The following is an 11,365-nucleotide window of genomic DNA, read 5'->3' as shown; positions in this document are numbered from 1 at the left end:
AGCTGAGTCAGTTGTCGAGTGGTTTCGAGTTGACTGGGACGACGGTGGATATACGGGCCATTCGCTCTTGAAGCTGCAAGCTATATCGGGCGGGTTGGCGCTCTTGATCGCCATCGGCTTCTGGTATCGGCCGTTCGACGACAAGCGGGCTGGGAGGCGAGGTGAGGTTTCGGCCTGCAGCGTCGCCGCGACTCATGACTTCTGCGATGCCGTTGCCGGCCTATCGACGGCGCTCCGCAATCCCTTCTTGCGGGTGGACCGAACCGGCATCCTGCTGCCCCGCGATACGCCAGGGGCCGTCGATCCCTCTATCACTCAGGCGAACATCGGCACGACGATCTGCCGACCCGGCTATGCACGATCGGTCCGCCCCGCCTTTGCGGTTACCGCGCCCGTCAAACGGCGATTGATGGACGCGCAGCATCCAGGCGAGTCCTTTGCGAACTACGAACTCGACCATCTGATTCCGATCTCGCTTGGCGGCGCGCCGCTCGACCGACGTGATCTGTGGCTCCAGCCCCGTCGCGGCCAAGCGAACGCGGCCGACAGGAATGCCTTGGCCTATGTCTTATGGCGACTGGTTTGCGAGCGCCGCGTGCCACTCCGGACGGCGCAGCAGGCCATCCGGCGCGACTGGACGAAGGCCTACGACACATACGCGACGCCCGAGAATGTGGCGCGCTACCACTTTGCGCACCGGCAAGAGGAGCGCGACTAGGCTCGCACAGGCCCGCCGGATCCGATCCGAACATCAACGAAGGAGGACATCATGCCACAGAATATTGCCGAGTTCCGGATCATCGGTCGCATCGGCAAAATCACGGCGCGCGAGAAGGTCACCTATGTGAGCGTCGTCGCCAATTATAACCGCCGCGACGGCGACGACTGGAAGACCGACACGCTGTGGAACAGCGTCGTGTGCTTCTCCAATGTTGGACCCCAGGTCGAAGCAGCCGGGAAGGGTGATCTGGTGCATGTCACCGGCCGGGTCCGCGAGAGCAACCACGGCGAAGGCAACGAGGTTTCCTACCGCACCGAGCTGATCGCCGACACCTTCTCGATCCTGACCAAGGCCGAAGCCGAGCATAGCTGATTGGGGGTCGGAAGCGGGTTGGCGGCACGGCTCGACCTCCGCCGCGTTGCGGTCGAGCCAGCTTGGCCGTCCCGACCCGGCCGGGTGACGATCCTCGCCTGGTTGCCAACCGGACGAAAGAGATCGTCGCGCCGAGCGCGGCCGACCTTCTTATGCCGACCATCCAGAGTGGAGGATGCCGCCTGTGCCTTCGGTGATTCCGGAGGCCAAAAGTGACCCAAACCGACCAACTTCACGGGACGTGGCCGATGACGAGACTACCGCTCGATGCCGAAATCCGAGCCAAGACCATCGTCGAACAACTCGGCGGGGTGTGGCGCGGCACTCGCGGCGAATGCCGCTGCCCGGCTCATGACGATGGCTCACCCAGCCTGTCCGTCCGCCTCGGCAATTCGGCGATCCTCTTCCACTGTTTTGCCGGCTGCACAGTGCCCGAGGTGCTGAAGGCTCTTCAGCGCATGGCGCTCCATGATCGTTCTGCCGTGGCGATGCCGAAGGGCAAGCCGAAGCGCGACATGGGCGCGCTCGCCCTGCGTATCTGGAACGCCAGCGTGCCGATCGCTGGTACGCTCGCTGAAACCTATCTCGTCGCCCGCGGCCTTGCCGCGCCCTATCCCAAGGCTTTGCGCTTCAACCCGGCGACCATATCCGGCTCCGGTGCCGATAGACGCGTGATGCCCGCGATGATCGCCGCGGTCGAAAACGACCGCGGCCTGGTCGCCGTCCAGCGGACCTTTCTCGATCCTGTCGATGTGCTGCGCAAGCCCATCCCAAAGCCGAAGGTTGCGCTCGGACTGCTCGGCACAGCAGCGATCCGGCTTGCACCCGCTACGCACGAGCTGGGCCTTGCCGAAGGGATCGAGGACGCGCGGTCGGCGACCGAATGGTTCGGAACGCCGACATGGGCGCTGGGCGGTGTCGAACGGCTCGCCTTCGTCGCGATCCCGGAGAAGGTCCGCCGTGTGATCGTTTACGGTGACCGAGGCCGCGCGGCCGAACGACTGCTCGAAAAGGCACGCGATCACCTGACAGCGAACGGGCGCGAGCTCATCAGCCGCGTGCCCGAGCATCACGACGATTGGAACGATGCCTAGCGCGCATCAGCGGAGCGCATGAAACCGCAACTGCGGCAGTTAAATCACGCGGATCATGGGCGCGTCAGCCGAGCCGCATCAACTGGGAAGGGTAGGGGGCGACGAGCCCCTTCAGATCGTCCCATGGTGCCGATAGCCAGCGATCGTAATCTTCGTCGTGAAGCACCACCGGCATCGCCTTTGGATGGATCGGCGCGACGATCGCATTCGGCTCGGTGGTCAAGAACCCATAGGCATTCCCGCGCTCGGTCGGTCGCCAGATTCCGGCAAACGCAAAAATCGGGCGGCTAGGCACGTCGAACCAGTGCAGCGGCTTCTTTCCGTCCTCGCCAGGTGCGATCCCGAACTCGGAGAACGCCGTCACCGGCACGAGGCAACGACGCGCCGGCGTTGTCAGCATCGACCGCCAGAAGCTCGAGTTGAGATTGCGCACGTTAGTCACGTACTTGGTGAGCTTCACGCTTGCGTCGCGCTTACTCGGCACCTGGGTCGGTACACCCCATTCCATCCGCTCGATCTTCCGGTCGGCGCCGTCCTGGATGACCACTTGGCCGTAGAACGGCGTCTTCTTGCCCGTCGGAAAGATGTCGGGGACCGGGTACGTCTCGTCGGGCTCGTAAGGCGGGCGGATGCCGAACGTCGCGGCGATCTCTGCCTGCTTCGCCGTCAGCCTGTATCGATTGCACATCCGCGCACCCTTTCGGGGCCGGCAAGCTCCGCCCGCCGGCACTCAAGTCTTAGAGCCTGTCCTTCAGACCCTTGGCGGGCGTGAACGAAACCTTCTTCGACGCCGCGATCGTCATCGCCTCGCCAGTCGACGGATTGCGGCCCTGGCGCTCAGGACGATCCTTGACCGAGAACTTGCCGAAGCCGGCGATCGAGACCTCTTCGCCTTTTGCGGCCGCGCCTGCGATCTGCTCGAACACGGCAGCGATCGCGGCCTTGGCTTCTGCCTCGCTAGTGCCTGTCGTTCCAGCAACGCCCTTCGCCAGCTCACCAATGTTCATGCTACTTACTCTCCCTTGTGGATCTGGCCGGACCTTTAGCCGTACCGAGCGGCGATACAATGATGCTGCTCGACAAGGCGAAGTCGCGGACGCCCGCCTGATGGTCTCCAAACTGGCCGATCATGACGTGGCCGACGTGTATCAGCCGGGGTGCGGGCAGGGGGCGGTCGCCGAGCTGGCGCCCGAGCGAACGCAAAGCGGTCGACCGGGTTTCTAACGCGCGCAGCGCTCTCGCGTGAGGCGCGGGTCTTCGTACAGGTCTCGGATCGCGCGCAGACGAAAGACGTTCCACCAGCGTTGCCATCTATGCTCGGCCGCATCGTGGAGCATATGGCAACGCTGGCAGAGCGCCGCGAGATTGCCGGGCATGCTGTTGCCTGGATCGTGATCGAGATGCGCACAAGCCAGCACGACATAAGTCGTTCGTACTGACGCCAGATTGAAGCCGCCCTTGAGCGCGATCCGCTTGCCACGACCGGAGCGCCAACACACGGCGTCGGCATCCCACCAGCGACCATCGCCAAGATGTGCAACCCGACGCATATGCGGTCTCGAGCAATGCTCGCAGCGCGCGCCGGCCCGATCGAACCGGATCACGTCCGACAGTTGGCGCCAGTCGATCGGGTAAAGCCATCGGTTCTCGGGGCGGATCGGCATCCCGATTCTATGAGTCAGCCGACGGCAGAACGAAAGCAAAATCTTCTTGGTTTGTTTTTGGTCTGTTGGGTAATCGTTCCACGCAACACGTACCGCCAGCCTTCGTGGCGACTGCTCGTGATCGTGCTCGGCGATACTGGCAACTCACTCGGAATCGCGCTGTAGCGCACATGTTCGTTACGACTCCGTACCGTCCCGCCATTGGACGTGGTCAAGCGAAAAAGTCCCGATCTGGCAGACATAAACCCGTTGACCAAGCGTCGACGGCAACGGAACATAAAGCGAACACATAGAGTCTAGCCACCATGTCAGCCGTCCTCGATTCGCTTCCCCAGAGCATCGCCCATCTGCGAAGCATTGCGATGCCGATCGCCGATTACCGGGTCCTGCCGTTCGGGGTTGGTGACCTGGACAATCGTCTGAACGGGGGAGGGCTCCGGGCTGGAGCGTTGCACGAGGTCGCCGCACGCACCTGTTCCCTGGTTGACGATGCGGCTGCCACGCTGTTCCTTGCCGGTGTTGCCGCACGAGAAGCGCAGAACATGCGTGCCCCAGTGCTTTGGGCAAGCTGCCGGAACGATCTCTACGCGCCCGGCGTGGCGCAAGCCGGTTTGCACTCGGCAAACGTGATCTACGCTCAGACCAGGGACGACGCCGCGCTTCTGGCGGTCGTCGAGGACGCGATCCGGGATGGTACGCCGGCAGCGGTGGTGGCCGAGGCGGCAAAGGTTTCGATGGTCGCCACCCGCCGCCTGCAGCTTGTCGCGGCGGAAGCCGACATTCCCGTACTGCTCCTGCGCCGCTGGCGGGGCCGATCGCAAGACCCGCTCGGCGAGCCCTCCGCTGCCTGGACGCGCTGGCGGGTCGCCAGCGCCCCGTCGCAGCGGCTCACGGTTGCCGGGGTGGGACGCGCCCGTTGGTCGGTCGAGCTGGCGCGTCAACGCACCGGCGGGTCCTTCTCTTTGATCGTGGAGGGGTGCGATGAGACGGGTTGTCTCGCTGTTCCTGCCGCACTTGGCCATCGAGCGGCTGAGACGGCTGGACCGGCACGCCACGCCGCGGCCTGAGCGGTTAGCGCTCCAGCTCCCGATCGACGACGATCCGGGTGAATGCTCTGTCCCGAGGGGTGGCGGATGGAGGCCGGGTGCGCGCTGGGCGCGGGCGCAATCGCCGACCAAGGTCGAGGTTGCTGGCCAAATCGCGGCGCTTCCGGCGCATGCGAAGCCGCCTATGCGCGAACTCGGGCGGCGATCGGAAGCCGCGAGCCATCCGTACAAGAGCCAGTCGGTCACCCGACCGGCCATGATCGTGACACGGCCCGCAACCGCTCATGCTCCGCTGGCGCTCGTCGGCAAGGTCGGGCGGCGTGAGGAAGTCGTGGCGGCGTGCGTTGCGGCGGCCTCGCTCGGCATCCATGTCGGAATGGCCGCGACCCACGCCCGCGCTCTCGTGTCCGATCTCGACGTTCGGCCCGCCGAACCAGGAGCGGACGCGGTCCTGCTCGACCGTCTGGCGCTGCTTGCCGTTCGGCGTTGGTCGCCCATTGCGGCCGCGACGCCGCCCGACGGCCTATGGCTCGACCTCGCCGGCTGCGATCACCTCTACGGGGGAGAAGAGCGCTTTTGCCGACACCTGCGCACCTTTTGCGAGCGTGCCGGATTTACCGCGCGCATCGCGGTCGCCGACACGCCTGGTGCCGCACACGCGCTCGCCCGGTACGCCCGGGAAGATCTGACGATCGTGCCGGCCGGTGGTACTGTCCAGGCGATATCGCCCCTACCGATTGCCGCCTTGCGGCTGACCGGCACGGCGCTCAGCGCTGCCAAGCGGTTCGGCTTCGAGACTATCGCAGACCTTTTGCCGGTCGCGCGCGGCCCGCTCGCGCGGCGGCTGGGCGTGCCCGCCATCACCCGGCTCGATCAGGCGCTCGGCGGCGTGGCAGAGCCGATAACGCCGCGCGAAGATGTCACCGTTCCAGCCGTCGAGCGCCGCCTGCTCGAGCCGATCGGGACGGCCGAGGCGATCGCGCAGGTGATGGAGGATTTACTCGGCGATTTGGCCGAGGTGCTGCAGGCAAGGGGGCTTGGTGCGCGATCGCTCCGCCTGTCGGGGCTGTGCGTCGATGGGACCAAACAGGTCGTGGCGGTCGGGACATCGCGGCCGACACGCGACGTCTCCCATCTCCTGCGCCTCATGAAGCTCAGGATCGAGCGCATCGATCCCGGACTGGGGCTTGAGCAGTTCCTGCTTGTGGCGCCGCATACCGAGCCGCTCGATGCAGTGGATCTGGGCGCAGTGCTAGCCGGCGAGGTTCTGGTGCGCGACCCCGCGCGCCTCGTCGATGTCGTCGCCGGCCGCATCGGCCCGAATGCCGTCTATCGGATCGCGCCGATCCCGAGCCATGTACCCGAGCGCGCGGTCGCGCGCGCCGACCCGGTCGAAATGCCGGCAGGGTGGCCGACATGGCGACGGCCCGTGCGGCTCTTCGCCAGACCGGAACCTTTATGGGGCGTCATTGCGCTGCTGCCCGATCAACCGCCGCGGCGCTTCGAGTGGCGTGGCGAGGCGCACAAGGTCGTGGCCGGCGATGGCCCCGAGCGGATCCACGGCGAATGGTGGCGCCGCGACGCCGAGACCTGGGCGGTACGGGACTATTACCGCGTCGAGGATGAGGCAGGCGGCCGTTTCTGGGTATTCCGGCGCGGCGACGGCACCCATGATGATACCGGCGATCTCAGCTGGTGGATCCACGGTGTGTTCGCATGAGCGCGCCCTATGTCGAGCTTCAGGTGCTCACCCACTTCTCGCTGCTGCGCGGCGCATCGAGCCCTGACGAACTGTTCGCGGCAGCGGCGCTGCTCGGCTACCCGGCGATCGGGATCAGCGACATCGGCACGGTGGCGGGCGTCGTGCGCGCCTGGGAGGCGCAAAAGGCGACCGGCGTCCGCTTGATCGCCGGCACGCGTGTCAATCTGTCCTGCGGGCGGCGCCTTATCCTGTATCCGACCGATCGCCCCGCCTGGTCACGGATCACGCGGCTCCTGACCGTCGGCAAGAAACGGGCGGGGAAGGGGGGCTGCCTGCTGCACTGGCACGACCTCGAGCCTTGGTCGGCGGGAATCATCGCTATCCTGCTGCCGCACGAGGCGGATCAGGCGAACCTCGCGGGCCTTGCCGACCTGAAGTCGGTCTATGGCCGGCGCGGATACATGGCGCTGTTCCAGCGTCGGCGTCCAGGTGACGCCGTGCGGATCGACGCGCTGGCGCGGCAGGCAATGGTCGCCGGGGTTCGCGCGGTCGCGACAGGTGACGTCCTCTACCATGCGCCCGAGGCTCGCCTCCTGCAGGACGTGGTTACGGCCGTGCGCGAGAAATGCACCGTCGACGAGTTGGGCTATCGACGCGAGGTCAATGCCGATCGCGCGCTCAAATCGCCGGAGGAAATGGTCCGGCGCTTTCGTGATTATCCCGATGCGCTGCGCGCCAGCGTCGATATCGCCCGGGCCTGTACCTTCGATCTTGGTGAGCTGGCCTATCAATATCCCCACGAGCGGCTGATCGATGGCCTCAGTGCGCAGGACGCGCTGCAGAAGCTCGCCACCGAGGCGGTCGAGCGGATGTTCGATGGCAACGTGCCGGCTGCCTATACCGACCAGATCGGCCACGAGATGCGGTTGATCAGCGAGCTGGGTTACGCGCCCTATTTCCTCACCGTCTATGCGATCGTGCGCGAAGCACGCCGCCGCGGCATCCTGTGCCAGGGGCGTGGCTCGGCCGCGAACTCGTGCGTGTGCTTCGTGCTAGGCGTCACTTCGATCGATCCGATCAAGCACGAGCTTCTCTTCGAACGCTTCGTGTCGGGCGAGCGGCGCGAACCACCCGACATCGACGTCGACTTCGAGCATGAGCGCCGTGAAGAGATCATCCAGTGGATCTACGAGACCTACGGCCGTGACCGATCCGCGCTGACTGCAGTCGTCCAGCGCTACCGCGCTCGCGGTGCGGTGCGCGATGTCGGCAAGGCGCTGGGGTTGCCCGAAGACCTGACGTCCTCGCTTGCCGGGCTGGTGTGGGGCTGGTCCGCCGAAGGCGTGGGCGAGAAGCAGGTCGAGGAGCTAAACCTCGATATCGGGGATCGCCGGCTGCGCCTGACCCTGGAGCTCGCCCGCAAGCTGATCGGCGTACCCCGCCACATGAGCCAGCACCCCGGCGGGTTCGTCCTGACGCACGATCGGCTCGACGATCTCGTGCCGATCGAGCCCGCTGCGATGGAAGATCGCCAGATCATCGAGTGGGACAAGGACGACATCGATGCGCTGAAGTTCATGAAGGTTGATGTGCTCGGCCTCGGCATGCTCGGCTGCATGAACCGCGCCTTCAACATGCTTGAGCAGGATAAGGGCATCCGCGTCGGGCTGGCCGACCTCCAGGACGACGATCCGGCGGTGTACGCGATGATCCAGAAGGCCGACACGCTCGGCACCTTCCAGATCGAAAGCCGCGCGCAGATGTCGATGCTGCCGCGGATGAAGCCGCGACGGTTCTACGATCTCGTGATCCAGGTCGCGATCGTCCGACCCGGACCGATCCAGGGCGACATGGTTCATCCCTATCTGCGTCGGCGCGAGGGGCTGGAGAAGCCTGAATATCCCAGGCCCGAGCTGCGCGCGGTGCTGGAAAAGACGCTCGGCGTGCCGCTATTCCAGGAACAGGCGATGAAGGTCGCCATCGTAGGCGCCGGCTTCACGCCGGCCGAAGCGGATCAGCTGCGCCGCGCCATGGCAACGTTCAAGGTCACCGGTGGCGTATCGCATTTCTCGGAAAAGCTGGTCGAGGGCATGGTCGCGCGTGGCTATCCCCGTGACTTCGCCGAACGCACCTTCCGCCAGCTCGAGGGCTTCGGCTCTTATGGGTTTCCGGAAAGCCACGCAGCAAGCTTCGCGAAGATCTCGTACGCGTCGAGCTGGATGAAGCATCATCATCCCGACGTCTTCTGCGCCTCGCTGCTGAATGCGTATCCGATGGGATTCTATGCACCAGCGCAGATCGTCCGTGACGCTCAGGCGCACGACGTCCAGGTGCGGCCACCGTGCATCAATGCCAGCCGCTGGGACTGTACACTGGAGCCGACAGGCGGCCGCTACCTCGCGGTTCGGCTCGGCCTGCGCCAGGTGCGCGGGCTGTCGAACGCCGACGGCGCCGCGATTGTAGGCGCACGCAGCACGACGCTATTCGATTCCATCGAGGACGTGTGGCGTCGATCCGGCGTCCAGCGTGCCGCGATCGAAAAACTGGCGGATGCCGATGCGTTTCACGGCTTCGGAACGGATCGGCGGCAGGGCCTGTGGAAGGTGAGGGGCCTTGGCGAGGCGCCGCTGCCGCTGTTCGCCGCCGCGGATCGCGCGGCGGAGACGATCAGCGCCGAAGGGGTCGAACCGTCCGTCGCTCTCCGACCGCTCACGGACGGGCGCGAAGTGATCGAGGATTACCGTTCGCTTCAGCTGTCGCTGCGGACGCATCCGCTGACGTTCGTTCGCGATGAGCTCGCCAGGCGTGGCGTGACCAAATGCGCGGAACTCGCGAACATCCGGGATGGCCGGCACGTCGAGGTCGCCGGGATCATTCTGGTCCGCCAGAAGCCCGGCTCCGCCAAAGGCGTGCTGTTCATCACGATCGAGGACGAGACCGGGATCGCCAACGGCATCCTGTGGCCGGATCGGTTTGAGCGGCAACGCCGCACGATCATGTCCGCGTCGATGATCGGCATGAAAGGCAGGGTGCAGAAAGAGGGCGAGGTGATCCACGTCATCTGCGACCGGATCATCGACCATGGTGACCTGCTGCACCGCGTGGGCGAGATGTCGTTCCCCCATCGGACCGGCCGCGGCGACGGGGCCAAGCATGCCGGATCGCCTGACCGGGGTGACGCGGGTTGGAAGCCGGAGCCGCGCAACTGCTACTGGCCACCGCATGCTGAGGGCATGGACCCCGAGGACGCCGTCCGCTTCAAATCGCATGACTTTCGTTGAGCGATGGCAAAGCTCGCTCGCCACCAGCGCGTCGTTATCGCGCTATCGGTCCATATACTGCGGGGCGGCGTCGCCCGCTGCTCGGACGCGCGCGTGGACGGCGTAGAGGTTCGCTTGGCGCTTCGGTGTCTCTTACCGCATTGCCCGGAGCGTTGGCCTCTTGAGCTCTACTGGGACGCGGCGCGCCAGGACAATGAGATCGGCAGGGCGCAGGGCGTAACCGCTGCGTTCAACGGCATTGTCCGTCAGCTACGCCGCGCAGGCCGATATGAGGAAGTGCTGGATCAGTGACATGAGAGCCGTCCGCACCGTTGGATGAGGCACATCGGGGATCGTGCGGTCAGATGCTACGGATAGATCCCGCTGACGCTGCCATTTTCCGTAGTCTCAGCTCTCCACGTCGGCCGCGGTCAGCAAAATCGGGGGCTCCCCGCCAAGCCGCTTGACGAACTCGCGCTGTGCTATGCTGTGAATGTCGCTCTCGAACTCGATGAAGACCTCGAGGGCAGTTTCGGAATCGAGCGTATCGCGATCGGGATCGAGGAGCTGCGTCAAAGCCTCACTGGTGATGAGGAACTCGACGACTCCTAAGTTGGTGGTGCCCGTGAAGCCGACGCTCTCGCGTTCGGCAACCCAGTAATAGTCCCCCATCTCGAAACGGACGCTCGGATTGGCCATGCCGGCTTACTCCTCGGTCGGGCTGAAAGCAGGTATATGGTCGGCCAAGGCTGCAATGCCTTCACCGGCGAACGTCGTGCTAGATGCGCCATCAATCTGAACGGGATGCTCCACCGTCAGGACGGCCGCCGCTTGATGCTCGGGGTCCAACTCGCGCCAATCCCGAACCGCTCGCTCCAGGTTGGTGACTTCAGCGACATCGTTATCGCCGCGCGGGACGTTTTCGAGCGACGCGCTCATTCGCCAATTGATCTCGGGCGTCTTCGCGCTTTCACCCCAGGTTGCCTCTGTCATGATCGTCTACCTTCTCGCATCTGGCTTTTGGCGCAATTTTGAATGTAGCCTAGCGAGGCGCGTTCATGCCAGTCCGAAGGCTGCAAAGGTCTGGTTCAAGGGCTGCGACGGGCGACCGCGATGATATCGAGCTTGCACAGGGCTCGTGCCATGCGTTTGGCTGCGAGCAGCCCGATGCCATGTGCGCGAAAAGCGCTGGCGAGTTGTCGCTCGGTCAATGGCGCCGACACCTGATCGAGAACGGCAAGCGCTGCTGCGCGCATCTCAGGGGGTGCAGCCTTCAGGGCGTCTAGGGCTTTCATTCTGCCTCGGGAAGGTTGCTCGGTCTGATCGGTAGACTAACGACATAGCCTCGCGCCATGCGACTTACACGTACCACGCCCCGCGGTGCTGGCTACCTGAAGAGCAAGGCGCCACCGCCGACGCTTTGTTTGAGATTGCCGGTTCTGTCGATGCCGCCTGAGCAGGCACTTGCATTCGCTCCTGTCGAACCCGGCAACCCGGCTTGAACCG

The 11,365-nt window shown here is 65.1% G+C and carries 12 protein-coding genes; 6 read left to right on the top strand and 6 right to left on the bottom strand.

Annotated features, from left to right (window positions below; all coding sequences use genetic code 11):
- Positions 1-94 precede the first annotated feature (94 nt).
- The 3 genes from LRA87_RS16545 to LRA87_RS16535 all read left to right on the top strand — a co-directional run bounded on the left by LRA87_RS16545 (position 95) and on the right by LRA87_RS16535 (position 2,187).
- On the top strand, positions 95-718 hold the full coding sequence (locus LRA87_RS16545) for a hypothetical protein (protein ID WP_230781710.1): 624 nt from the start codon (positions 95-97) through the stop codon (positions 716-718).
- Positions 719-769: 51 nt separating this feature from the next.
- Positions 770-1,093 (top strand): single-stranded DNA-binding protein, encoded by a 324-nt coding sequence (locus LRA87_RS16540; RefSeq protein WP_230781709.1) that lies wholly within the window; start codon positions 770-772, stop codon positions 1,091-1,093.
- A 248-nt stretch (positions 1,094-1,341) separates the two neighbouring features.
- Positions 1,342-2,187, top strand: coding sequence for a DUF7146 domain-containing protein (locus tag LRA87_RS16535; protein WP_230781708.1), 846 nt, complete (start codon positions 1,342-1,344; stop codon positions 2,185-2,187).
- A 64-nt stretch (positions 2,188-2,251) separates the two neighbouring features.
- On the opposite strand, the gene LRA87_RS16530 is transcribed toward LRA87_RS16535, so the two are convergent.
- The 3 genes from LRA87_RS16530 to LRA87_RS16520 form a co-directional block, all read right to left on the bottom strand.
- Complete coding sequence (locus tag LRA87_RS16530) at positions 2,252-2,917, bottom strand: SOS response-associated peptidase (protein WP_230781707.1); 666 nt, start codon at positions 2,915-2,917, stop codon at positions 2,252-2,254.
- A gap of 7 nt (positions 2,918-2,924) precedes the next feature.
- The gene (locus LRA87_RS16525) at positions 2,925-3,194 is read right to left on the bottom strand and encodes an HU family DNA-binding protein (protein ID WP_230781706.1); all 270 of its coding nucleotides are present in this window, start codon (positions 3,192-3,194) and stop codon (positions 2,925-2,927) included.
- 213 nt (positions 3,195-3,407) lie between these two features.
- A complete protein-coding gene (locus tag LRA87_RS16520; RefSeq protein ID WP_230781705.1) occupies positions 3,408-3,737 on the bottom strand; it encodes a hypothetical protein in 330 nt (109 codons plus the stop codon).
- Positions 3,738-4,156: 419 nt separating this feature from the next.
- On the opposite strand from LRA87_RS16520, the gene LRA87_RS16515 reads away from it, so the two are divergent.
- Genes LRA87_RS16515 through LRA87_RS16505 form a run of 3 tightly spaced genes read left to right on the top strand, consistent with a single transcriptional unit; the run spans position 4,157 to position 9,880 of the window.
- On the top strand, positions 4,157-4,918 hold the full coding sequence (locus LRA87_RS16515; protein ID WP_230781704.1) for an ImuA family protein: 762 nt from the start codon (positions 4,157-4,159) through the stop codon (positions 4,916-4,918).
- Positions 4,833-6,617, top strand: coding sequence for a Y-family DNA polymerase (locus LRA87_RS16510; protein ID WP_329958606.1), 1,785 nt, complete (start codon positions 4,833-4,835; stop codon positions 6,615-6,617). The genes LRA87_RS16515 and LRA87_RS16510 overlap by 86 nt, the downstream gene beginning before the upstream one ends.
- A complete protein-coding gene (locus tag LRA87_RS16505; RefSeq protein ID WP_230781703.1) occupies positions 6,614-9,880 on the top strand; it encodes an error-prone DNA polymerase in 3,267 nt (1,088 codons plus the stop codon). Before LRA87_RS16510 ends, LRA87_RS16505 begins: the two co-directional genes overlap by 4 nt.
- Before the next feature lie 387 nt (positions 9,881-10,267).
- On the opposite strand, the gene LRA87_RS16500 is transcribed toward LRA87_RS16505, so the two are convergent.
- The 3 genes from LRA87_RS16500 to LRA87_RS16490 all read right to left on the bottom strand — a co-directional run bounded on the left by LRA87_RS16500 (position 10,268) and on the right by LRA87_RS16490 (position 11,154).
- Entirely contained in the window at positions 10,268-10,558 is a 291-nt protein-coding gene (locus LRA87_RS16500; protein ID WP_230781702.1) for a DUF1488 family protein, read from the bottom strand.
- 6 nt (positions 10,559-10,564) lie between these two features.
- The gene (locus LRA87_RS16495; RefSeq protein WP_230781701.1) at positions 10,565-10,852 is read right to left on the bottom strand and encodes a hypothetical protein; all 288 of its coding nucleotides are present in this window, start codon (positions 10,850-10,852) and stop codon (positions 10,565-10,567) included.
- A gap of 95 nt (positions 10,853-10,947) precedes the next feature.
- Positions 10,948-11,154, bottom strand: a complete 207-nt coding sequence (locus LRA87_RS16490; RefSeq protein WP_230781700.1) for a hypothetical protein — start codon at positions 11,152-11,154, stop codon at positions 10,948-10,950.
- Positions 11,155-11,365 lie beyond the last annotated feature (211 nt).

This window comes from Sphingomonas sp. Leaf37 (assembly GCF_920939475.1).
Taxonomy (GTDB): Bacteria; Pseudomonadota; Alphaproteobacteria; order Sphingomonadales; family Sphingomonadaceae; genus Sphingomonas.
This window is presented reverse-complemented; position numbering and strand designations above follow the sequence as displayed.

What these genes read in the sequence shown, in the direction of transcription:
- LRA87_RS16515 (WP_230781704.1), top strand. Translation starts at nt 4,157, where the DNA reads ATGTCAGCCGTCCTCGATTCGCTTCCCCAGAGCATCGCCCATCTGCGA.
- LRA87_RS16535 (WP_230781708.1), top strand. Translation starts at nt 1,342, where the DNA reads ATGACGAGACTACCGCTCGATGCCGAAATCCGAGCCAAGACCATCGTC.
- LRA87_RS16505 (WP_230781703.1), top strand. Translation starts at nt 6,614, where the DNA reads ATGAGCGCGCCCTATGTCGAGCTTCAGGTGCTCACCCACTTCTCGCTG.
- LRA87_RS16520 (WP_230781705.1), bottom strand. Translation starts at nt 3,737, where the DNA reads ATGCGTCGGGTTGCACATCTTGGCGATGGTCGCTGGTGGGATGCCGAC.
- LRA87_RS16510 (WP_329958606.1), top strand. Translation starts at nt 4,833, where the DNA reads ATGAGACGGGTTGTCTCGCTGTTCCTGCCGCACTTGGCCATCGAGCGG.
- LRA87_RS16495 (WP_230781701.1), bottom strand. Translation starts at nt 10,852, where the DNA reads ATGACAGAGGCAACCTGGGGTGAAAGCGCGAAGACGCCCGAGATCAAT.
- LRA87_RS16500 (WP_230781702.1), bottom strand. Translation starts at nt 10,558, where the DNA reads ATGGCCAATCCGAGCGTCCGTTTCGAGATGGGGGACTATTACTGGGTT.
- LRA87_RS16525 (WP_230781706.1), bottom strand. Translation starts at nt 3,194, where the DNA reads ATGAACATTGGTGAGCTGGCGAAGGGCGTTGCTGGAACGACAGGCACT.
- LRA87_RS16540 (WP_230781709.1), top strand. Translation starts at nt 770, where the DNA reads ATGCCACAGAATATTGCCGAGTTCCGGATCATCGGTCGCATCGGCAAA.
- LRA87_RS16490 (WP_230781700.1), bottom strand. Translation starts at nt 11,154, where the DNA reads ATGAAAGCCCTAGACGCCCTGAAGGCTGCACCCCCTGAGATGCGCGCA.